Source organism: Lactiplantibacillus sp. 3062 (assembly GCF_055413545.1).
On the sequence record NZ_JBVAYE010000002.1, the window covers coordinates 361,658 to 385,238 of the forward strand.

Annotated in this window: 16 protein-coding genes; all 16 read right to left on the minus strand. The window is 46.3% G+C overall.

Annotated elements, in window-relative coordinates; genetic code table 11:
• Window positions 1-10: 10 nt before the first annotated feature.
• Window positions 11-586 (minus strand): anthranilate synthase component II, encoded by a 576-nt coding sequence (locus tag ACWQAU_RS04715; RefSeq protein ID WP_003640393.1) that lies wholly within the window; start codon window positions 584-586, stop codon window positions 11-13.
• A complete protein-coding gene (locus tag ACWQAU_RS04720; protein ID WP_027821415.1) occupies window positions 570-2,006 on the minus strand; it encodes an anthranilate synthase component I family protein in 1,437 nt (478 codons plus the stop codon). Before ACWQAU_RS04720 ends, ACWQAU_RS04715 begins: the two co-directional genes overlap by 17 nt.
• Before the next feature lie 472 nt (window positions 2,007-2,478).
• Window positions 2,479-4,074, minus strand: a complete 1,596-nt coding sequence (locus ACWQAU_RS04725) for a hypothetical protein (protein ID WP_027821414.1) — start codon at window positions 4,072-4,074, stop codon at window positions 2,479-2,481.
• Window positions 4,067-4,831, minus strand: coding sequence for an ABC transporter ATP-binding protein (locus tag ACWQAU_RS04730; RefSeq protein ID WP_003640390.1), 765 nt, complete (start codon window positions 4,829-4,831; stop codon window positions 4,067-4,069). The genes ACWQAU_RS04725 and ACWQAU_RS04730 overlap by 8 nt, the downstream gene beginning before the upstream one ends.
• A gap of 497 nt (window positions 4,832-5,328) precedes the next feature.
• Window positions 5,329-5,799, minus strand: a complete 471-nt coding sequence (locus ACWQAU_RS04735) for an alcohol dehydrogenase (RefSeq protein WP_003645142.1) — start codon at window positions 5,797-5,799, stop codon at window positions 5,329-5,331.
• 21 nt (window positions 5,800-5,820) lie between these two features.
• Complete coding sequence (locus tag ACWQAU_RS04740; RefSeq protein WP_027821413.1) at window positions 5,821-12,474, minus strand: mucin-binding protein; 6,654 nt, start codon at window positions 12,472-12,474, stop codon at window positions 5,821-5,823.
• A 627-nt stretch (window positions 12,475-13,101) separates the two neighbouring features.
• Window positions 13,102-13,422: a hypothetical protein gene (locus ACWQAU_RS04745; protein WP_003645144.1), complete on the minus strand. Its 321-nt coding sequence runs from the start codon at window positions 13,420-13,422 to the stop codon at window positions 13,102-13,104.
• 435 nt (window positions 13,423-13,857) lie between these two features.
• Window positions 13,858-14,214, minus strand: coding sequence for a 50S ribosomal protein L19 (gene rplS / locus ACWQAU_RS04750; RefSeq protein ID WP_003640385.1), 357 nt, complete (start codon window positions 14,212-14,214; stop codon window positions 13,858-13,860).
• A 157-nt stretch (window positions 14,215-14,371) separates the two neighbouring features.
• Window positions 14,372-15,112 (minus strand): tRNA (guanosine(37)-N1)-methyltransferase TrmD, encoded by a 741-nt coding sequence (gene trmD, locus ACWQAU_RS04755; RefSeq protein WP_003640384.1) that lies wholly within the window; start codon window positions 15,110-15,112, stop codon window positions 14,372-14,374.
• A complete protein-coding gene (rimM, locus tag ACWQAU_RS04760) occupies window positions 15,112-15,636 on the minus strand; it encodes a ribosome maturation factor RimM (protein WP_003640383.1) in 525 nt (174 codons plus the stop codon). Before rimM ends, trmD begins: the two co-directional genes overlap by 1 nt.
• Window positions 15,637-15,796: 160 nt before the next feature.
• A complete protein-coding gene (gene khpA / locus ACWQAU_RS04765) occupies window positions 15,797-16,054 on the minus strand; it encodes an RNA-binding protein KhpA (protein WP_003640382.1) in 258 nt (85 codons plus the stop codon).
• A gap of 17 nt (window positions 16,055-16,071) precedes the next feature.
• The gene (rpsP, locus tag ACWQAU_RS04770; RefSeq protein WP_003638633.1) at window positions 16,072-16,344 is read right to left on the minus strand and encodes a 30S ribosomal protein S16; all 273 of its coding nucleotides are present in this window, start codon (window positions 16,342-16,344) and stop codon (window positions 16,072-16,074) included.
• 96 nt (window positions 16,345-16,440) lie between these two features.
• Window positions 16,441-17,895 (minus strand): signal recognition particle protein, encoded by a 1,455-nt coding sequence (ffh, locus tag ACWQAU_RS04775; RefSeq protein WP_011101484.1) that lies wholly within the window; start codon window positions 17,893-17,895, stop codon window positions 16,441-16,443.
• A 22-nt stretch (window positions 17,896-17,917) separates the two neighbouring features.
• The gene (locus ACWQAU_RS04780) at window positions 17,918-18,265 is read right to left on the minus strand and encodes a putative DNA-binding protein (protein WP_003640380.1); all 348 of its coding nucleotides are present in this window, start codon (window positions 18,263-18,265) and stop codon (window positions 17,918-17,920) included.
• Window positions 18,266-18,442: 177 nt separating this feature from the next.
• Entirely contained in the window at window positions 18,443-19,981 is a 1,539-nt protein-coding gene (gene ftsY / locus ACWQAU_RS04785; RefSeq protein ID WP_027821412.1) for a signal recognition particle-docking protein FtsY, read from the minus strand.
• An 18-nt stretch (window positions 19,982-19,999) separates the two neighbouring features.
• Window positions 20,000-23,557: a chromosome segregation protein SMC gene (gene smc / locus ACWQAU_RS04790; RefSeq protein WP_021355950.1), complete on the minus strand. Its 3,558-nt coding sequence runs from the start codon at window positions 23,555-23,557 to the stop codon at window positions 20,000-20,002.
• Window positions 23,558-23,581 lie beyond the last annotated feature (24 nt).

Consider the following 23,581-nt stretch of genomic DNA (forward strand, 5'->3'; position numbering starts at 1 on the left):
TCTCGTCTGCTTAATGTTTAAGTGCTAAAAAATTACGGATCAGTTGCTCACCAACGGCGGCTGGCGTCATGATTGATTCTGGATGAAATTGAACGCCGTACAGCTGACGGCCCACATCTTCCACTGCCATGATTTCCTGATCATCGCTTGTCCCAATGATTCGAAAGTTAACGGGCAAACGGCCCGCATCAGCTACCAACGAGTGGTAGCGCGCTGCCATGAACTGCATCGGACAATCTTTAAATAGTGATGACGGCTGCACGTGCATTAACGTGGCTTGCCCGTGAACTAAATGCTGGGCGCCTTGCAGCGAACCGCCAAAAGCGGTGACCATCACTTCTAATCCCATACAAATCCCCAATATGGGGACCTGACCAGCTAATTGTTGCACGACTTGTGGACTAACTCCCGTGTGGGCTGGCGTCCCCGGCCCTGGTGATAAAATGATATGGTCAGGTTGTAATGCCTTGATTGCAGCAACCGTCAAATCGTCATTTTTAATGACCCGTACATCGGGCGTCAGACGACCAATTAGTTGATACAAGTTATAAGTAAAACTGTCATAGTTATCAATTAATAATTCCATCTTTAACTCGTCCTTTCGCGTCTTGTACTGCATTAACGATCACTCGCTGTTTATTCTGGCACTCCTTAAATTCTTGAGCGCCGATACTGTCAGCAACAATGCCCGCACCCGCTGGAATCACTAACCGTTCATTCATCCGGTAGGCCAGCCGGATGCCAATCGCCATGTCTAAATTACCGTTACAATCCAAGTAACCAAAGCAACCACCATAAGCACCCCGCGGCACCTGCTCATAATGATTAATCAGGGTCATTGCTTCAAACTTAGGCGCGCCAGCTAACGTCCCAGCTGGAAAAGTAGCGGCAAGCACTTGGAGTGCTGTAGTAGTCGGCGCCACTTCTGCGGCCACCCGAGACCCTAAGTGCATGACTTGCGAATAACGAATTAATCGCCGTAAATTAGTCACTCGGACACTTTTAAACTTTGCAACTTGTCCTAAATCGTTACGTCCCAAATCAACTAACATATTGTGCTCGGCAATCTCTTTAGGGCTGGTTTGTAATTCATGAGCCAACTGCTGATCCTCGGCAGGTGTTCGACCACGGCGTCTCGTCCCGGCCAATGGATACGTCGCGATTTGTTCCCCATCCTTCGTCACTAACGTTTCTGGTGAGGCCACCGTCATTTCGAAATTAGCCTGTTTAAAATAACAGGTATACGGGGCCGCTGTTTTTTGAAGTTGCTGATAAACTGCCAGCAATGACCCGCTCATGGTCCCCAAACATGGATTAGCATATATCATTTGGAAAATATCACCAGCGTAGATGTGTTGGCGAATTCGGTCAACCTGACGCGCATAGGTCGCTTGGTCCACTTGCATGTGTAATGGTTGCTGCAAGTCAAATGGTGGCAAAGCTATTGGTTGCTGCAATTGTTCAATAATGGCGGCTAACTGTTGCGTTAGAGCCGTTTGAGTCACGGCGTAAGTTGCCGCTAAATCCGCAGTTGGAATCAGCTGTGTCAACCCAAGCTCATGATGTCGATGATCATAGACGAGCACACTCGTAACTAAGAATAAACCTAAGTCATCGAGATCTGCGGTTGCTGGTGATTTCAAATGCAACTTGGGTACAAATTGTTGAACATACTCATAGCCGAAGTATCCTATCAAGCCCCCCGTAAATGGTGGTAATCCATGAATTCGTGGTGTTCGATATTGGTTTAGAATGGCTTGGAGTGTCTCATTAGCTGGTCGTTGGTGCTTGGCTAGTTGCCGACCCGTGAGACTTCGCTGTGGTTTAAAACTAAAATAGCTATATCGTTGGTGCCGATCAATCGTCAGCGCGAAACCGTTCCCCATCTGGTGGATAATTTTAGCAACCGCAATGGGGTCAAATGTGACGAGTGGTCGTTTGACCATCACTGGTACGTAGGGATAATGATCCTGATAAGGAATCAAGGTTGGTAATGTTGGATTCATATTGAACCACTCCTCATTAATAAGATAGTTTTACTTGAGTTGTGGTTAATTGCCATCGTTGCTGCATTGAACTGCCCCCTATCAAAAAAATCCGTCCATGACTAATGACAGTCAAGGACGGATTTTTCCGCGGTACCACCTTGGTTGGACACCAAATTACCCCATTCAGGTTAGACTTGGGTCCCAGCTTAGCGAAATGCAAACACATTCCCGGGAATTGACGACTCCCTATCGTCGCGAGGTAGTAGAACAAAACTGTTCGTTAGTCGCGCCCTCAGTGGTCCATTTAATAATTTGCGTTCGATCGCACTCTCAGCAACGGCGACTCTCTTTACGGGCATCATTATCTTGATCTCCACTTCATCGGTTTCATGGACGAATATTAAGTTGTCATTAACATTAAAACTCAATGAGCAATTTGTCAACACTTTTATCTTAATTTAATATTATGTGACTGTGAAATTAACACTTATTAGTCAAGTTGCTGCCAAAAAGTCTTGTAGTAATGCCAGACCAAACCAGCAGAAATAATTCCGACGCCAACTAATACAATGATATTAATCACCATAGCTGCCGCCGCGAACAGCTGAATCAGCACACTATAGATCACAATTGTCAGCACACCCACAATACTGCAGGCCAACAAGTTAAGCATCAAACCAAGATTACCGCCGCCCCGATTAAACAATTGGGTCACATTAGTCCAATTCGTCAGCCGTAGCTGATAATCACGCTTAAAGTAATGTTGGGCAGCTAGGTACGTCCCCCAAGCAGCGCCCAATATTAGAGCCAAATCTAGGGCTAATGGTGCTCGCCCAGCGATACCCACCACTAGAACCATCACGCCATTAATCATGACCTGGAACCAATAACCCAAGTAAAACTTTTGTCGTAAGTAACGGGACATTGGGATTGGCAGTGCACGCACAAAGTCAAAGTTCATTTTATCAAGTGAAATGAGATTACCGACTAATGAGGTTTGATTAACATTGACGATCGCACCGGCCATCCCACTGACAAACCAGACACCGAGCCAGTTCAGCGATAGCCGGCTAAAATTAGGAGCGGTCCCCGAAAAGAAAACGGTCCCGACTAAAATCAATGGCAGCAGGATTGAATCTGTGAATAATTGTAAGGCTAAACTGGGTTCTTTCAGTAACTGAAACTGGTAGGTACGCAAAATTTTATTGCGGTTATGTTGTCGTGAATGTCGACGCGGTGGTGTTGCCACTAACACTGAGTTGACTTGCGTAAGCTGTTCCGCTAAGTGGGTCAAAACAAACCGTCCTGTCAGTGCGAACAAAATCAGCGAGATGACAATTAAACTCGCCCAGGTTAGCAAACTCGTCATTGTCAACGGCGTCGTGAAAACTTTAAAAATCGGTATCAATAGGGGTAATGCTGCGCGGTCAACCTGCGTTCCGGTGTCAGATGATGAGCCGCGATTCATGAAGTAGAGCCCGACTAGCACTAAGACAGCGTTAAGGCCTAACATGACGTTCATCACCATTTTTTGATGGGCGCGAAACACGGTTAGCTTGGTTAAGCCAAAAACTATTAGGGCGCACAAGCATAGTAACAGACTCAGTATTAGGCCATACATCAAGACGGCCATCAGCACACCTAACACCACAAAGATTCCGGCCCGTGTTGCGGTCATGATAAAAATTAAAAGTAACGGAATGGTAAAGGGTACCGTGTTGAATATCACGACCAAAATCTTACTCATAAAAATTTCTTGATTGCGGAAAGGTAACGGTAAGTATTCAACAAGATCATTGCCGGCAAAAAAGACGTTATAAATACCGGAGATACTCTGTGAAACTCCCAATAAGATAAATAACGCCACATAGAACGTAAACATGCCTGGCAACTTGCTAAAATCAAAGGCCAGCATCGTCAAACCATAAATACCAAGAAACATCAAGGCATTCAAGTAAAATTGCCGCATCAACTTCTTACTCAAGGCTGGCCCCGAAGCGCCCTTTTTACGTAGCCGATCCGTTAGTTGCGGATTCAACAACCTAAGATTAACGGCCAACAAAACACGCAACTGACTTTTATGCATCATGCTCACCCTCCAGCGCATCGACAAGGTGATCATCCGTCAACCGCCCGGCCATTTGTAAATATATCGCCTCAAGTGATTGTTGCGGATGTTGAGCTAGTAATTGTTCAACCGAACCGGTATAAATCAATTGCCCCTGCTTCAAAATTGCTAATCGGTCACATAACTGCTGCGCCGTATCCAGATTGTGGGTGGAAAAAATGACCGTCTTGCCTTTGGCAGCATGGGCCTTCATCAAATTTTTTAAATCAAAAGCAGCTTGGGGGTCTAACCCTTGCAGCGGCTCGTCTAAAATCCAAATATCTGGATCGGGAAGCAACGCCCCAATCAAAATGGCTTTTTGCCGCATCCCGTGTGAATAACTAGCCATGGGTTCGTCAACGTGTTCAGTCATATCGAACAGTGACACCAGCTGCTGTCGCCGTTGCTGAACGGCTTCCTCTGATTGCTGGTAAGCGGCAGCTATCAAGTCCCAATATTCCATCGCCGAAAGTTGAAGAAAAATATCGGGTGTGTCCGGTACGTAAGAGATCTTTTCTTTGACGGCTTGTCGTTGCTGTTCAAGGTCTAAGCCATCGACCGTAACCGTGCCACTCGTCGGTTTAATGATACTGACTAAGTTTTTGATCGTCGTTGATTTACCCGCCCCATTGTGGCCCAGCAAACCGAAGATTTGTCCTGATGCGATGGTTAAAGTAAGCTGATTCAATGCTGTCTTATCCCCATAACGCTTCGTTAATTCGTGAATTTCAATCATGTGATTATCCCCCTAGTCATCAGTTACGGTTTATTATACCGGAATCGTCTGAAAATTCGAAACCGGAGCGGTACGTTGCTCATTGATTAACGCTTCTGTCGCCAATGACTAGTTCCATCATGAAACTAACGATTTCACCGATCCAGAAGCATCAGTTAACCTCAACTTCTAGGGCAAGTTTCATCAGACTGTTGATTAAAAAACATATTGCAACCAAGAACCGTTAAATCACCTGCCCCCAAGATACTTATGATTCTAGTTCGATCAGGGACCGTCTTATTTTTAATAATTGTCATATACAAGCAAATCATTTAGGAATTTTCATCGCCATAAATCAAGCACAATTTATCCGCTGGCATTCCCATGTTAGGCCTTTTTGTTACTTACAATTCTGAAAGAACTCCACTAAGTCCAATTAAGAAGCTGGTACCGTTGCTGTAACGCAAAAAAGTTCTTCTCTGACAAGGCATCAGGCCCTATCAAGGAAGAACTTTAATTTACACTTTGTTATTTAAATAACGGCTTTCCATCGCCTGGCGGGCAAGAACAGCGTCCTCAAAATGCTGAAACGGCTTGTGTAACAGGTAGCGCCCCTTGTAGAAAAATGTCGCCACCCATTTTTGAGTATTGCTATCCCAGCTGACACCGATGACACCACTCTTATTACGCTTAGACATAATCTTTGACGGTAAATCAGTGTGATGATCATGAATTTTCAGATTGCTTAACCGCCCCATACTGGCAGCCGTTTTGGGATTACGTCGAATTAACTGCGACCGACTTTCTCGTGTCAAACACCCACAGCTTCTTGCTCGCCCATGCCGCAACGCGTACGAATCAGCTTTGGTCTGATTGCCACAGCGACACTGACACAACCAGAGGGCATTGCCATTTTTGGCAGTTCCACAACGTCTAATGACTGTTAAGCGGCCAAACTTCTGACCCGTGATATCGATTAAAGTAGTCATATTAACGCCTCCATTTAACGGCTAATTATGACGTTTCTTCAAAATTGCACTCACACCAACTAGTAAGGTTGCTGCAGTCAAACCAAGTAGTTCCGCCGCAACACTAGCTTGCCGATCATCATTGGTTTGCGGTAAAGTCGCTTGTTTGTGGGTGGCTGATTGATGAGCCGCGGTTGGCTTAACGGATTTAGTCGTCTTCGCCAGTTTAACCGTTTTTACATTGGCTGGTCGTGTCTGAGCAGGCTGTTCAACAGCCTGTGCTTGTTTGAGATCCACTGACCGCTTGACGCTAGCTTGTTTAGCAGTTGTTGTTGCGACGGTCTGAGCCTTATCCGGCGTCTTGACCGTTGCGACTTTATCTGGCGTGTCAGTCGTCTTAATTTTATCCGACTTATTAACTGTCACCGTCTTCACTGGTGTTTTTGGTGTCTCACCGGTTGAAGGCCTATCGGTAACGTAACGAATCGTTTGAACATCATCCACGCTAGCTGGCGTAACCATGACTGCCTGAGTACCCGTTACCACCGCATGATAGCCCGGAATACTGAACGCCGCGACGCGCTCAAAAGTGTGATCCGCCTGATTAGTCGACCAATTGCTATACGTTACGTCCCCGGTGACCTGATCAACCCGTTTAGTACGAGTGAATGTCATCGCTCTGACCGTATCATCGTGCAACTGCGTGCCAGTCGTACTCTGATAATGTACGGTTTGCGTGATTGTCTTGGTCTCGGTTGTCGCAGTTGTCACATGTGCAAGCTGAACCAGATAGCTGTGAACGACACCATCATCATTGAAAATAGCTCCTGAAACTGGATAGCTATCGCGGACAAGCACGTAGCCCTGATTACTGTAATCAGCAATTGTGTTAGCCGTGCGGTAATCGGATGATGTCTGATAATCGCCAGTCAAACTGACGGTCGCGAGCGTTTTATCCGTGGTGACATCAACATAGATGACCGTCGCCTTTTCTGCGTTAATCGCATACGTCACAATAATGTTGGTCGGTTGCGCCGCACTAGTTACTGCATCGTTTCCCGTGACCCGCGCCCGGTCAGCCGTATAGCCAATAATAACGGGTGACGTCACGGTGGTATAACGACCAGTAGCTGAAGTCCCATCCAGCCAATCAGTATAAACTACGGTAGGCTCAACTTCATCAATCGTGGCATCCCGATTAAACGTAATCAGTTGAACACTGTCAGTGCCAGCCGAAGCCCCATTTTGATACCGATACTTAATCGTTTGACTGACTTGTTTCGTCAGATCTTGGGCGGTCGTTCCTACTGGATACTTCGGTCCGTCTGGATTGTCTGGATCCATTGGTTGGCCCGGCGTACCCGGATTCCCTGGTGTAACCGTAACTAACTTATGCTTCAGTGTCACGGTATAAGTTTTAGCAAAATCATCGACATCGAACAGCATCCCCGATACGGGATAATTATCACGTACCAGTTCATAACCGTTTTTAACATAACCTGCAATGGTTTCAGCGGTCCGATAATTGGATTGTGTCCGATAGTCACCAGTCAAATTGGCCGTAGCGAGCGTTTTCCCCGTCGTGACATCCACATAAGTGACCGTTGCTTTTTCAGGTTTTGCCGCATAGGTGACGACCACCTGTGTGTCTGAATCTGTATTAGCAACTGAATCACGACCAGCAACCTGTGTTTTATCAGCCGTATAGCCAGTAATGACGGGTGACATCACGGTGGTATAACGACCAGTAGCTGAAGTGCCATTCAACCAATCAGTATAAACTGCGGTAGGATCAACTTCATCAATCGTGGCATCCCGATTAAACGTTATTAGTTGAACGTTATCAGTGCCAGCCGAAGCCCCATTTTGATACCGATACTTAATCGTTTGACTAACTTGTTTCGTCAGATCTTGAGCGGTCGTTCCTACTGGATATTTCGGTCCGTCTGGATTGTCTGGATCAATTGGTTGGCCCGGTGTACCCGGATTCTCTGGTGTAACCGTGACTAACTTATGCTTCAGTGTCACGGTATAAGTTTTGGCAAAATTATCGACGTCGAACACCGCCCCTGAAGTGGGATAGTTATCACGTACCAGTTGATAGCCATTCTTGACATAGCTCGCAATCGTTTCAGCCGTCCGGTAACTGGACGTAGTCTGATAGTCACCAGTCAAGCTTTTTATAGCGAGCGTTTTACCCGTAGTGACGTCTACATACGTGACCGTGGCGTTCTCTGGCTTAGCCTGATACGTGACCACGATGTTCGTGTCAGCATCCGCATTGCGCACCTCGTCATTACCCGCAATACGCGTTGAATCAGCAACATAGCCCTTAATTTCCGGTGAATCGACTGGCATGTAATGACCAGTCGTTGCCGTACCAGTCAACCAATCGGTATAAGTTAGCTTATTGTTAACCTCATCGACCGTCACGCTGCGCTTGAAAGTGATTGTTTGCGTATTAGCGTCGGCAGCAGTACTTTTATCCTGATACTGATAGTGAATGGTTTGACCAACCTGCTTAATCAAGTCTTGCACAGCCGTACCCGCTGGATATGTGGGCCCGTTTGGATTATCGGGGTCAATCGGCTCGCCTGGCGTACCCGGATTCTCTGGGGTGAGCGGCAGGAGTTTATGTTGCAATTTGACAGTATAAGCCTGAGTACTTCCGTCTTTATCAAACACAGCACCGGATGTTGGATAATCATCACTGACCAGTTCATAGCCCATATTAAGGTACTGAGCGATTCGATCTGCTGTCCGATAATTCGAGACGGTCTGATAATCACCAGTTATCGGATCTGTTGTCAGCACCGCTCCCGTTGTCGTATCTTCATAGGTCACCGTGGCTTTTTCAGGATTAGCCTGATAATAAACTTGTACATCTGGACTGAGATCCGTCCCACTCACCGTATCACGACCCGCAACACTGGTTGGGTCAGCCGTATAACCAGTAATCGAAGGTGAATCAACAGCCTCAAAACGACCAGTCATGGTCCCATCATCAGTCAACCAATCCGTGTAGACGACTGTGCCATTAACTTCATCCACCGTGACGTTACGACTAAAATTAACCGCTTGAACATTGTTCGGTTTAGCAGTGCGACCATCCTTGTATAAATACTGAATGGTTTGACTGACTTGCTCAGTTAAATCCTCAAAGTCAGTCCCCACTGGATATGTGGGTCCGTTTGGATTATCGGGGTCGATCGGCTCGCCTGGCGTACCCGGATTATCTGGCGTGCGTGTTACAAATTTATGAACAAGTGTAACCTGGTACTTTTGAACACTGCCGTCTTGGTCATAGATCACCCCGGCTGTTGGATAGTCATCACGGTACAATTGATAGCCCGCATTCTCATATGCGGCAATCGTATCAGCTGTCCGATACGCATCCGTTGTCCCGTACGCTCCTTGTAAGGGTTCCGTCTTAATGACCTTGTTATCAGTTTGGTCAAAATACGTGACCGTCGCATACTCTTTGTTCACGGTATACGTCACAGGAATCGTCGTGTCATCATCCTGCCATACAACGGCGGGATTGCCGGCAATACTGGTTGAATCAGCCGTATAACCAGTAATCAAAGGTGAATCAACGGCCTCAAAACGACCAGTCACGGCCCCATCATCAGTCAACCAATCTGTGTAGACGACTGTGCCATTAACTTCATCCACCGTGACGTTACGACCAAAATTAACCGCTTGAACATTGTCCGGTTTAGCAGTGCGACCATCCTTGTATAAATACTGAATCGTTCGACTGACTTGCTCAGTTAAATCCTCAAAGTCAGTCCCCACTGGATATGTGGGTCCGTTTGGATTATCGGGGTCGATCGGCTCGCCTGGCGTACCCGGATTATCTGGCGTGCGTGTTACAAATTTATGAACAAGTGTAACCTGGTACTTTTGGACAATGTCGTCTTGATCATAGACTACCCCGACTGTTGGATAGTCATCACTGACCAGGTCGTAGCCCGCATTCTCATATGCGGCAATCGTATCAGCCGTCCGATACGCATCCGTTGTCCCGTACGCTCCTTGTAAGGGTTCCGTCTTAATAACCTTGTTATCAGTTTGGTCAAAATACGTTACGATCGCCGTTTCAGTCTTGGCCAAATAACGATACGTCACGGTACCGCCCTGATCAGTTAACGTGCCATTATAGGCTAGTCCAGTATTGGGTGCTAACGCATAGCCCGTCTTGGGTTTGGCTGCCGTCGTGTAGGTCAAATAGTCCGTGGCCGTTGCGTCCGTAGCATGTGTCGCCGTACCAGTTTCCGAAGCATCTACCTGAGTCTCACCATTAGCATCTACATGTTCGTAGAGGTACTTAACCGCAATATCGCCAATTGTCAAGGTGCCAGGAATGACTGAAATGGTATAGTTTTTATTCACCGAATCATCAGCATCAGGAGTGGCCGTAATTGTCTTAGTTCCAACCGCACTCATGCCGTTGGTCACACGATACTTTAAGGTCTCACCATTAACTGTCCCAGTAACCACCGCCGCCAAATTCTTTTGCGTCCCATCCGACCAATAAATCTTGTTGGGAATCGTAATTGTTGCTTTGGCTGGATCAATTGTCAGCGTTCCATTGACATACGAAATTTTATAATTACTGGTATCGGCTGCCGTAGTCCCAGTCATTGCATAAGTGCCGACCGTAGTATAAGTCGTCGCACCACTGCCATCTGCTGCAACTGCGGTAAATGCTAACTGATCATAATTGGTCCCGCTAGTAACAGTTGCAGTCGTGCCATGTGCTCGGCCGTCATAAACTGCATTATCATCCTTGACCGTGACTGTCAGATCTGCTGGCGTGATCACCAACGTCCCATCCGTCGTGGTAACGGTATAGTTTTTAGCCAAAATCGCCGCTTGCGTGGGATCCGCTAACGCGTATGTCAGGTCGTCATAGGTACCGACGTTCGTGTCAGTCGTCGTGGTAAAGTCAAAATGATCATACACGGTTCCAGTCGTTACGGATGTCCCCTGAGGCTTGCCATTATAGGTCACTGTACCACTAGCTATCTTTAACTCGAGACCAGCAGCCTGCACCGCACCAGTCGTGGTGAAAACGGCCGCATCATCCAGAATATAATTCGACCCCAGCGCAGCTTGAACTGCCTTCCGACCAGCGTCATTAAGGGTGATTGCATATTTGCCAGTGTCCGCACCGGTCAAGTTAGTTTCGGTGCCTTGATACGTATAAGTAAAATCTGCCAACGTTAAAACACGTTGACCGACCTTGCCGGCTACGCCTGGTTTAGCATCGCCGATTTCGCCGTTACTAATTTGAAGGATATTTTGCTTTGTTGCATTTTTAACGGTGACTACCGGCAACATTGTCAATGATCCCGTATACAACTGTGAAGGCCGAAGTATAATTAGCCCATTCTTACCAGTGGTGGCTGTGATTTTTACAGGGACAATGTTAATTGTAAAGGTATAATCGGAGGCCCCAGTCGAAAAGGTTGGGACAAAGTCATCCAAATCACTGGTCGAGGTATCGTAAGCATTATAGTCTTGCATAACCCGGCTCATCCCAGCTTTACCCGCTGCATTGATCGTCACTGAGTAACTACCAATTTGGTCGAGCGTTGAAAAGTCCGTATCTCCGGAATATTTCGTGACCTGCCCATGTTCATCCGTATACACAACATCAACGTAATCATTGACATCAGCAGAGTCCAGAAAAAGTGCATATAGCAAATTGACCTTGTTGCCGTTTACATCTTCTAAGTAATTGCCCGCTGCATCTTGAATGTAGTAGGCGACGTCGTTAGCCGGCGTCTCATCTGGAGAACTAATATGAGATTCTAGATCCGCCAGCGACGCCTCGCCATAGTCCATCGACACGGTCCCCGTAGTGACTAACGATACGGTCGGCTTCGTTTCAGCTTCACTGGTGATAGCTGAAACCGCCTGTACTGTAGACTTAGTGACCGGCGTGTTTGCTGACCTGCTCGCTAGCGCACCCGTCAATGGGAGTGCCCGACTTGTCACTGCAGTCGTAATGGTCGGTGCTTCAGCAGTAGGTATGCTGGCTGTTTTCCCAGTTTCCGTACGCGTTTGGCTAGCTGTCGTAGCATCAGTGAGATCATTTGCCACTGATGAACTTGTCGTCTCAGTGTTTAGCACATCTGTGTCAGCACTCGTAGTAGCCGTTTTAGTTACGGATGCTGATGTGGCTTCCGTGTCAGTAGATTTACTGGTGACACTTGGTGCACTAGCACTTGCGCCATCAGTACTTGATATGCTAGCACTTGAGTCAGCGCGACTTGAAGCAGTACCGACTTCGGCAGCTGGCTTCGTAGCTGCTGTCGACTGACGATTACTGGAAGCTGATGTTGCCCCAGTTGAATCAGTAGTCGCTTTAGTATCCTGAGTCGCGGCCGTTACATCAGTAGCAGCTTTTGCATCCTGAGTCGCGGTCTTAGTAACTGTCGCCGTACTAGCTGATTTTAGTACGACGGCATTGCTCGGTTCTGCCATGTCGGAACTAACGCTAGCGCTATTGTCGGCCGTGTCAACCCCCGTACCCGTTGCGGCTTTCACTTGTTCAACTTGGCTAAAAGTCAAACCGATGCCAACTGAAAATACTGTGATACTAGCAGCCACCCAGCGCCGCCCCGATTTATAAAGCTTATAGTGAGACTTACTTTCCAATCCCAACTTATTTAAACGATTCCGCATAATTCTGCCTCCAAAGTTCAACCGTACCTGGAGCAATCAAGTTATTTAGCTGAGTAATATTTGGTGCGTTTCGTACCGTGCCGAAACGATTGTGTTAATCATCAAACTATCACCTAATTGACCCCTTCAATCATCAGTATACGTTCAAATAAGTTGAAATAACAAGTGCATAACAAAAAATAGACGAAATTATTTTTGAGATTATTTAATTGTAGTATCAGTTCACGCTATAACACTGCATTAAAATACTGATATAACCAACATATTGACACACTTATTTTGAATCTGGCTCATCCACATCCCAGTTCGGTACTTATCAAACAATGTATAGCATTTGTTCTACGGCCAAAATCGTTTACCAGCTATTTAGCAGCACCAAACAATTTTTATCGCCCGCCAACCATATCACCTAATATTGTTAAGACGCGCAGATCATGAACTGTTTTTCCACACCAAAAAGCCCCTCTGAATAGGTTTCATTCAAAGGGGCACGGACATGCGCACGATGTTCTCATTTAAGCTGTTACCAACACACTTCCGATGAACGCCAGCCTCTTACGTTCAAAAACCATCGTCAGCCGTCTGAAGACGGTCTGGTTTCGCTAGTAACTTCATCACTGACACACCCTAATCTAAATAGGTACTATGCATCCCAATATAGCCTAAATTCGTTCCCATTGGTTTGGCCGCGACTAATATTGGATAAATCTGATCATAAAAGTTTGAAGCAGCCTTCGAAAGGCCCTTGTTGCGTAGCGCCTCCATTTGAAAACTAACCACTAATTTATTTAACACAGCAATTGAATAGCGATGATGCTCCAAATCGGCTTTGGCCATCAACCCGATTTTACGTTCACGGTCGGTAAGACTAGTGTCGAGAACGAAGTCAACTAACTGACTCAATAACGCCTGTTCATCGACCTGATGTTTCCCCGTACATCCAAACATCGGCTTTCACCTAACTCTCTTTTATTTTATCGTGCTCGCTTTGAGCAATCTCCCGTTTAGTTAACCCGGCCGCCAGCTTAGCACTAGTTATACACGTCAGGTACGCGACAACCCTGTTCAAATAAATCAGTTTAGTCTGATATCAAGTGATTCATATTCAGCTAATTGACGCATCCCAAGAAGCATCGCGTACTCGTATTACTATCATAATACTTCAAATTAGGAATTACGAGCTATCTCGTAAGATTGTTAAATTATAAATCCAAGCACAGCATGCTCACATTGTGAACCGACCTAAATTGGTCGATGATTTGACGATTGAGCGTGTCACTAACTTCGCCAATAAAAAAAGCTAGTTAATCATTAAAAATGATTAACTAGCTTTCCATCATCAGCTCAGCCTAAGCTGCAACCGATGATTGTTGACGTTGTGATTTAGCCACGACGACGTTCTGGGATCCGAGCAGCCTTACCATGTAAGTTACGTAAGTAGTATAACTTGGCACGACGTACACGACCTTGACGAACGACATCAATTGCGGCAACGCGTGGTGTGTGTAATGGGAATGTCCGTTCCACACCAACACCGTTACTGATCTTACGAACAGTATAAGTTTCGCTGATACCGGAACCATGGCGCTTGATAACAACACCTTCAAATAATTGGATCCGTTCGCGAGTACCTTCAACAACTCGTGCATGAACACGAACTGTATCTCCAGCACGGAAATCAGGGATGTCCGTACGAAGTTGTTCATTGGTGATCTTTTCGATCAATTGGTTTTGACGCATAATGTATTTCTTCCTTTCGCCGACATTCGTGACAACCTGGTCAGCGGAACATCGTTAATGGGCACAATAGCCAATAAATAGAATACCATATTCGAGGGTGGGCACGCAAGTTTTTTTGAACTCTTCACGACTAACTTGTCCTAATTAACGGCATAGCCTACACTTCCGACTCATCCGCCTTGATATCTGCTAACATCTGTTTAGCTTTTCCTGACAATGATAGCCCCGTCAACATGTCCGGGCGCCGTTCATAGGTCCGTTTCAGCGCCTGTTCTAAGCGCCAATCATCAATTTTTCCATGATCACCACTCAGTAAGATATCTGGTACCTTCATACCACGAAAATCAGCAGGACGCGTATATTGTGGGTATTCCAGGAGACCGCTCGAAAAAGAATCCCCCGGAGCCGATTCCGAATTACCAAGCACACCTGGTAAGAGCCGCACCGTCGCATCAATCATGACCATTGCACCCAGTTCACCACCAGTTAAAACGTAATCACCGAGCGAGACTTCATCGGTGACTAATGACCGAATCCGCTCATCATAACCCTCATAGTGGCCGCAAATAAAGGTCAAGTGTTCTTCCTGAGCAAAGTCTTCAGCAACGTGTTGATTGAACTGGACTCCCGCCGGATCCAATAAGATCACGCGACCGGGTGCCGGGTGTTTTTCCTGAACGCTGGCCAAAGCATCAAAAATTGGTTGTGGTTGGAGTAACATGCCCGCACCACCACCATACGGATAATCATCCACATGGTTATGCTTGTCGGTCGTAAAATCCCGAAAATTAGTGACATCAACATTGATGACGTCATTTTCAATGGCATTGCCAATCATCGACTCATGAAGCGGCCCCGCAAACATCTCTGGAAACAGGCTTAAAATATCGATTTGCATTAATCAATCAACCCTTCCATTAGTTCAACAGTCACCACGCCCGCATCCAAGTCAACATCTTTAATGACCTGGGGAATCTTAGGTAGTAAGACGTCAGACTGACCATGATCCCGTTTGACCACCCAAACATCATTCGCACCAGGTGACAGAATCTCTTTAATAGTCCCTAAAGGCTCGTCAGCGGTCGTCACAACTTGTAGGCCGACAATCTGGTGATAGTAGTACTCACCCGCTGGTAAGGCATGTAATGCTTCAGCAGGAACTTTGATCGTCCACCCCTTATAGCGCTCCACATCATTGATGTTATCGAGCCCTTCAAAGGTAAGAAAGTACAGCCCCTTTTGCTCACGGGCCTTCGCGATTTTGACAGTAATCCCGCCAGTCGTTTCATCTGGGGTTTTAAATAAACTCAATTGTTGCCCTACTTTAAAGCGTTCTTCTGGAAAATCAGTCACGACAACGACTTTCACTTCACCACGAATGCCGTGGGTGTTAACTAGGGTGCCAACACGATAGTAATCCATTAGCTTCCTCCTCTTAATTAGCTTGATTGTTATTCGTTTTAAATGTCATCAACATGTTACAACTAATCTACTCAACGACGGTCATCGAGATACTTTGACTCGTCCTCAAAAACCGGAACAAGATATAAAAAAACTCTTAAACAAAACATCACTGCTTCGCTCAAGAGTTTTTTTGTTGTCCGTCTTCGATCGTAAGCCGGACACGTTTAGGTCCTGAAACTCGGACACTATACACAATTGTCCGAATTGCCGAAGCAACCCGTCCCTGCCGACCAATGACCCGGCCGATATCTTCGGGATTAACCGTTAAGTTGTATTCAAGATAACGCGTGGTTTCCTTAAAATCAACTTTAATATCGTCTGGATATTGAACTAACGGGGTGACAACCGTGGTGATTAAAGCTTTAATATCTGCCATGATCTATTACCGCTTTATTATTTAGTGAACTTAGCTTCGTGGTACTTCTTCATGATACCGGCCTTAGATAAGATATTCTTAACCGTATCTGAAGGTTGGGCACCATTGTTCAACCAACCGAGGATATCTTCCTCTTCAAGTTTAACTTGGGCTGGTTCTGTAAGTGGGTTGTATGTGCCGACTTGGGCGATAAAACGACCATCACGTGGTGAACGTGAATCTGCGACAACAATCCGGTAAAATGGATTTTTCTTAGAACCCATCCGCTTTAGACGAATCTTGACTGACATTTAAACACCTCCCGAATTCTTTAACAGGTAATAATATACCAGTAAATCAATAGCTTGTAAAGGACTTTTTCTTGACAGGCTAAAAAAACTTATAAATTAGCGTTTGCGACGCCGCATTGCTTTGGCTAAGCGCTTTTGTTTTTTCTTCTTAGTTTGACGAACCATTCGCTTCATGGCCATTTGTTGCATCTTACCACCGATACCGCCACCGCCATTGGCACCACCCATGAGACCTTCCATACCAGCAAAGTTCCCTTTGGACATTTGATTCATCATCTTTTTGGTCTGGTTGAATTGCTTGATCATCCGGTTGACTTCATGAATTGGCCGCCCGGAACCAGCCGCAATCCGTCGACGCCGAGATGGGTTCAACAAATCCGGATCTGCTTTTTCGGCATTGGTCATCGAATAAACGATTGCCCGGATATGGGCAATGTCTTTCGGGTCCATGTTGATATTTTTCATCGCTGGATTGTTAGCCATGCCGGGAATCATCTTCATGATATCTTCCATGTTCCCCATCTTGTCAACTTGGTCTAATTGGTCGATAAAGTCATTGAAGTCAAAAGTGTTTTCCTGAATCTTCAGGTTCATTTCTTCGGCTTGTTTTTCGTCATATTGCTGTTGCGCCTTTTCAATCAGCGTCAGCATATCACCCATGCCAAGAATCCGATCCGCCATCCGGTCTGGATGGAAGACATCAAGATCAGTCATCTTTTCGCCTTGACCGACAAACTTGATTGGCTTACCAGTGACGGCCCGAATTGATAGTGCAGCCCCACCACGAGTATCACCATCTAACTTCGTCAAGACGACCCCGGTCACATCCAGCTTATCGTTAAAGCCCTCCGCCGTATTAACGGCGTTTTGACCAGTCATCGCATCGATCACTAACAAAATTTCGTCAGGATGAACGAGATCTTTAATATTGGCCAACTCGTTCATCAACTGCTCATCGATTTGTAACCGACCAGCCGTATCAATAAACACGTAATCATTGTGGTTTTCTTTCGCCTGTGCCATCCCTTGACGCACAATCTCAACGGGATCGACATCGGTTCCTAGTTGGAAGACTGGAACGTCGATTTGGCGACCAACTTGTTGCAATTGTTCAATCGCGGCTGGCCGGTAAACGTCGGCCGCAATCATTAATGGTCGGGCATCCTGTTCGTTCTTTAATTTGAGGGCTAATTTTCCGACCGTCGTCGTTTTCCCGGCCCCTTGGAGCCCAGCCATCATGATGACCGTTGGAATCTTCGGCGATTTGTTCAGTGGAACTGCCTTTTCACCCATTGTTTTCGTTAATTCTTCATCAACGATTTTAACGATTTGTTGGGCTGGATTTAAACCTTCCAGCACCTTTGCGCCGAGCGCACGTTCGCGAACCGTTTTAACAAAATCCTTGACCACCGTAAAGTTAACGTCGGCTTCAAGTAATGCTAACCGAATTTCACGCATGGTTGCTCGAAGATCACTTTCCGAAATCTTCCCCTTGCGCCGTAAATTGGTCATTGCTTTTTGTAAACGTTCCGTTAGGCCTTCAAATGCCATTAGTGTCACCTAACCTTTATTATTATTCTGAGTCAGCTTCCAAGTTGACTAGTTGTTGAATCATCTTAATTAACTGGGTATCCCCATGGTAATTTTGCTTAATATAGTCAGAGATCGCGTCAACTTCGTGATTACGTTCCACAAAGTCGTGGTAGAGATGCAGCTTAGCCTCGTAACCTTCTAAAATCTTTTCGGTCCGCTTGATGTTATCATAGACGGCCTGGCGCGAAACTGAGAACTCCGCTGCAATCTCGCCTAAGGAATAGTCATCAGCGTAGTACAGTTGAATATAGGCTTTTTGCTTATTCGTTAATAACGGTTCATAAAACTCGAATAACGAATTGATTCGATAATTTTTTTCAATTTCCATGTGGGGACTCCTCACGCTTATCATACAGACTACACACTAAATAAGAGTACCGATTTTATCGCCATTCGTCAACTATCAGTCGCCATTTGTGGTAAAAATAAATGGTAATCGTCCTCGTGCTGAGAACAATTACCATTTCGTTAACTGGCTTTCAATTTAAGACCATCATCAACTGATTTAACCCGTGATAATATCTTTAAATAACCCGTAGACAAAGTCATTGGCATTGAATGGTCGTAAATCAGTCACCTTTTCACCTAAACCAACGTACTTTACAGCAAGATGCAATTCATTACGAATAGCTAAGACGATCCCACCACGTGCCGTACCATCAAGTTTAGTTAACACAATCCCACTGACATCCGTCGACTGTTTAAACAACTTGGCTTGGTTCAGCGCGTTTTGCCCAGTCGTGGCATCCAGCACCAGTAAGACCTCGTGTGGTGCATCAGGGATTTCACGGGTGATGACCCGCTTGATCTTTTCCAATTCATTCATCAAGTTGACTTTGTTTTGAAGCCGACCAGCAGTGTCCACAAAGAGCACGTCATAATCTTCGGCCTTAGCCTTCTTAACCGCGTCAAAGCAAACGGCCGCTGGATCACTTTTTTCGGCCTTAGCGACCACGTCAACCCCGTCTCGTTGCCCCCAGACTTGCAACTGCTGGATTGCACCAGCTCTAAACGTATCACAAGCCGCCAACAAGACCTTCTTGCCTTGCTGCTTGTACATGTTCGCCATCTTACCGATTGTAGTGGTCTTACCAGCACCATTGACCCCGACAAATAAAATAACGGTTGGACCACTCTTAGCCATGTGAATCGAGTTATCCTCGCCTTCACCAGCTTCACCGTACATATCAACGAGCTTTTCGACGATGACGCTTGAAATTTCTTTCTTGCTCTTCGCGTTCTTTAATTTAACTTCGTCACGTAGCTCGTCACTAATTCGCATCGCGGTCTCATAACCCACATCAGATTCGATCAGCGTATCTTCCAAATCATCGAAGAACGCTTCGTCGACATGGCGGAAATTAGCCAAGAAGGCATTGATACGATCACCAAACGTTTTCCGCGACTTTTTCAGTCCTTCATCATAACGTTCTGCCTCAGTTGGCTCCGGCTCAGCCGATTCCGAATCAGCCGCCGCATTAACAGTCGGTGCGGCGGATTCAGTCGCTGTTGGCGCTGATGACTTGACTGCTGGCGCCGTACTAGCTACTGATTCTGACATAGCGTTGTCTTCAACTACCGCATCAGACTTAGTCGCTAACGCCACGTCGCTCGCGGCCGCTTGACTAACTTGTGCCGCACTCGCACTTAATGCAGCTAGTGACTGGGCAACCATTGCACTGGCTGTGAGTGGCGCTTCCGACACCGTCGCCGATTGCATTGGTGCTTGTGAACCAGACTGTGCACTCACTGCCGCCGTGCTATCGGCCGGGGCTTCACTAGTAGCTGCCGATTTTACTGTCGCTGGTTCGTCCGCAGTGCTTGTCGCTTCGCTTACGGCTGTACTGGACACCGGTGTCGCAGTTGATTCAGTTGTTGCGCCCTCCGAGCGAGCTAACTGTTGTGACGAAGGGGCCCGGTCGTCACTGACCGGTGCGTTAGCTTGACTCGTCGTTGCAGGTGCTTCACTGGCAGCTGACGTTGTTTGAGCGTCATCTGATTCTGGTAAACTAAACGCTTTTTTTAACCGACTAAATAGTCCCATCTTCAACACTTCCTTTAATTATTTTTGTTCATCTTTTAAATCTGCCAAGGAGACTGAGACCATCTTGGAGACACCTGACTCTTCCATGGTTACCCCATAAAGTACGTCAGCGTGCATCATTGTTCCTTTTCGATGAGTAATGATCACAAACTGCGTTCCCGTTTGAAAATCATTCAAATACTGACTGAACCGATCCACATTGGCATCGTCTAACGCAGCTTCGGCTTCATCTAAGATACTGAATGGCACGGGGCGCACTGCTAAAATGGCAAATAATAACGTAATAGCCGTTAACGCCCGTTCCCCACCAGAAAGTAAACTTAATCGCTGAAATTTTTTGCCCGGTGGCTGGGCCATGATATCAACCCCACTGGTCAATAAATGTTCTGGGTCGGTCAAGATCAATTCAGCCTTACCGCCGCCAAACATCTGTTCAAAAATCGTACTAAATTCGCTAGCGACTTGATCAAATGCCGTTTTAAAGCGAGTGGCAACGGTCGTATCCAAATCAGCCATTGTTTGCAGTAAGTGTTCCTTGGCTTCAGTTAAATCGGAAGCTTGGTTATTGAGAAAGTCAAAGCGTTCCTTGACCCGCTCGAATTCGTCAATCGCGCCGAGGTTTACCGTTCCAATCTCATCCAAGCCCCGTTTAAGCAGTTTCAACTGTTCTGTAATCGCAGGTAACGCTAAGTCACTGACGTCAGCTTGTGCTGCGGCAACTGTCAACTGGTACTTTTCAGCCAGATCAGCCGTGGCGTGGTCGACTTCGCCAGTCAATTTTGTTTGGCTTAATTCCAAGCGACGGTAATCATCCGTTGCGGCCGCTGCGAGTTGTTGCAACCGAACTTGCTGGGTCGATAATTCTTCAACCTGATCATTAAGCGTTGCTAGCTGTTGTTCACACGTTTTCCGTTGTTCTTCAACCGCAGCCTGTTTAGCCTTAGCTGTTTTCAAGACCGTATCGCGTTCTGCGACCGACATTTGCTGGCTCGCTAACGTTGTTTTAATTGCTGTTAAATCCGCTTGAATTTGCTTTTTCGTCTCTTCATTTTGCGCCAAGGTCGCCTGACATTGTTCTAATTGTCGTTGCGTTTGTTTCACGTGTTCCTGCAACGTAATCAGTTGTTCACGCTGGGCTTGTAATTTCGTCGTTTGAGTCTGTTGATAACTTTCGTAATCCGTTTGCTGTTGTTGGACTGTTTTCATTTGGTCCTGATAGTCTTTAAGCTTAGCCGCATTAGCCGCTTGCGCTTGCTGATTACGAGCCACTAAGTCTTCATAGCTATCATCAGCTTGCGTCTGTTGCTGCTCATAAGTTAAAGCCTTAACTTGACGACTTAGCTGTGTTTGCTCGCTCTGTGCCGCCTGTAACTGGGCCTGTGTCTGACTAAGGCGATCCTTAAGTTCACTTAGTTGTTGGCGGGTCGTTTCAACCTGAACCGTCAAGTCTTGGTTAGCTTTTTTAAGGTCTGCTAGCCCTTGTTCATAGGTTACTAATTCAGACTGCATCTGGGCAACGTTAGCTGCAATTTTTTCCGCGGATTGTTGCTGTTGGAGTAGCCCATTATCATCATGGCGAGTCGCACCACCGGTGATGGCCCCACTGGCCGCAATCGTTTCACCATCAATGGTTACCAATTTGCACCGAAAACGTCTGCTCCGTGAAATTGCCATCGCGTGGTCTAGCGTGTCCACAATCGCCGTTGTTCCTAACAAGTAACGTTTGATTGCCGTCAATCGTGATTCACAATCGACCAACTCGCTAGCCACGCCCAACACACCAGGTTGTTGTGATAAATCGCGCTCAGTGTTAACGGGAAGTTGACGAGCCGTGATCCGCTCGATAGGCAAAAAGGTTGCCCGACCGGCGTGATTTTGTTTTAAGAAATTAACAACAGTTTTAGCCGTCTGTTGTGTGTCACAAACAATATTTTGCAACTGTCCGCCCAGTGCAACTTCGACCGCCTTAGTATACTGATCAGGAACGGTCAGGAGTTCTGAAACGGCCCCGGCAACGCCACTAAACTGTTGGCGATGTTGTAAGACCATTCGAACGCCCGCATAAAAGTTCGTATAGCGTTCCTGAACAGCTTGCAACGCCTCTAGCCGTGACTTTTCACGCTGCATCAAGCCAGCCGCGTCTAACCAACGTTGCTGTTGCTCGTCGATCCGCTCTGCATTCGTTTTTACTTGGGCTTGTTGGGCTGTTAGCGTGGCCTGCTGCTGACTGACTTGATTTTCTAAATCACGTTGCTCACGATTGTGCACGTCTACGGTCGTCTGCACCCGTTTCAAGTTAGCCTGAGCCTGTGCTAGCCGTTCTGCTAACGCTGTGCTCTGACTGCCAGACTGTTGATGTTGCTTAACGAGGTTCTTCGCTTCGTTATTCAGTTCAGCCTGAACTTGTTTTTCATCAATATAAGCATTGCGTAATTTTTCCAGCTCATCAGCCAACTGCTGACGGCCGGCCGCACTCGTTGCCGTCGTTAACTCGGCAACTTGCGCTTTGACTGCCTTAACTTGGGCTTGCTGCTCAGATAATGTTTGTTCTAATTGGGTTTGTTGCTCGGTTTGCGTCGCAATCTGTTGCTCAGTTGCAGTCAAACTGGCCGTCAGCCGTTCCTGCTCAGACTGTTGGTTTTGCCGCCGTTCAGCGTCAACCCCTTGTTGTCCTTGCGTGTTTTCGATGGTCTTAATCAGCTCAAGATTTTGTGCTACCAGCTCATCTTTTTGCTTTAATTGAGCTGTCTGCTGGGTTTTTAAATTAGCTAGCTTGGTTGCCCCAGCATCAACTTGTTGCTGATACTTAGCCACTAACGCCTTGGCACTAGCTAACTTTTCATTGACACCTTGCAGTTGATCACGAGCAATCGTCAACTTCTTAACGAGCCGCGAACGGTCCAAATAATCAAATTTTTGTTTTTGATCTTGATAATCCCGGGCAAGACTCGCTTGTTCTTCCAACGGCCCCTTTTGCTGATTCAATTCAGCAATGATATCGTTCACGCGGTCTAAATAATCCGTCGTTTCCGCTAATTTATTCTCCGTCGTGAACTTATCCTTTTTGTACTTTAAGACCCCAGCGACATCTTCGATAATGCTGCGGCGCTCTTCTGGTTTCGCATTAAAGACCGCCTCAACACGACCTTGAGAAATCACTGAAAATGAGTCTTTTCCCAGACCAGTATCAATCATCAAATTCGTAATATCTTTCAACCGGCAACTCTGATTATTAATTAAATAATCGCTGTCACCGTTACGAAAGAGTTTCCGCGTAATACTAACTTCTGCGTAATCCAAAGGTAAAAAGTGGTCACTGTTATCAAACGTGATCGTGACTTTAGCCATATTCAACGGTTTTCGATTAGCCGAGCCGGCAAAAATGACGTCGGTCATCTTAGTGCCGCGTAAACTTTTGACGGCCTGTTCTCCGAGGACCCAGCGAATAGCTTCAATAATGTTACTCTTACCACTACCGTTTGGGCCGACAATTCCCGTCATTCCGGCTTGAAAATCAATTTTGGTTTTATCAGCAAATGATTTAAATCCGCTGATTTCTAATGATTTAAGTTGCATTCGACACAAACTTCCTGTAATTAT

Coding starts and splice junctions, on each gene's coding strand:
- ACWQAU_RS04715 (WP_003640393.1), bottom strand. CDS start 586: ATGGAATTATTAATTGATAACTATGACAGTTTTACTTATAACTTGTAT.
- ACWQAU_RS04720 (WP_027821415.1), bottom strand. CDS start 2,006: ATGAATCCAACATTACCAACCTTGATTCCTTATCAGGATCATTATCCC.
- ACWQAU_RS04725 (WP_027821414.1), bottom strand. CDS start 4,074: ATGCATAAAAGTCAGTTGCGTGTTTTGTTGGCCGTTAATCTTAGGTTG.
- ACWQAU_RS04730 (WP_003640390.1), bottom strand. CDS start 4,831: ATGATTGAAATTCACGAATTAACGAAGCGTTATGGGGATAAGACAGCA.
- ACWQAU_RS04735 (WP_003645142.1), bottom strand. CDS start 5,799: ATGACTACTTTAATCGATATCACGGGTCAGAAGTTTGGCCGCTTAACA.
- ACWQAU_RS04740 (WP_027821413.1), bottom strand. CDS start 12,474: ATGCGGAATCGTTTAAATAAGTTGGGATTGGAAAGTAAGTCTCACTAT.
- ACWQAU_RS04745 (WP_003645144.1), bottom strand. CDS start 13,422: ATGTTTGGATGTACGGGGAAACATCAGGTCGATGAACAGGCGTTATTG.
- rplS (WP_003640385.1), bottom strand. CDS start 14,214: ATGCGTCAAAACCAATTGATCGAAAAGATCACCAATGAACAACTTCGT.
- trmD (WP_003640384.1), bottom strand. CDS start 15,112: ATGCAAATCGATATTTTAAGCCTGTTTCCAGAGATGTTTGCGGGGCCG.
- rimM (WP_003640383.1), bottom strand. CDS start 15,636: ATGGATTACTATCGTGTTGGCACCCTAGTTAACACCCACGGCATTCGT.
- khpA (WP_003640382.1), bottom strand. CDS start 16,054: ATGGCAGATATTAAAGCTTTAATCACCACGGTTGTCACCCCGTTAGTT.
- rpsP (WP_003638633.1), bottom strand. CDS start 16,344: ATGTCAGTCAAGATTCGTCTAAAGCGGATGGGTTCTAAGAAAAATCCA.
- ffh (WP_011101484.1), bottom strand. CDS start 17,895: ATGGCATTTGAAGGCCTAACGGAACGTTTACAAAAAGCAATGACCAAT.
- ACWQAU_RS04780 (WP_003640380.1), bottom strand. CDS start 18,265: ATGGAAATTGAAAAAAATTATCGAATCAATTCGTTATTCGAGTTTTAT.
- ftsY (WP_027821412.1), bottom strand. CDS start 19,981: ATGGGACTATTTAGTCGGTTAAAAAAAGCGTTTAGTTTACCAGAATCA.
- smc (WP_021355950.1), bottom strand. CDS start 23,557: ATGCAACTTAAATCATTAGAAATCAGCGGATTTAAATCATTTGCTGAT.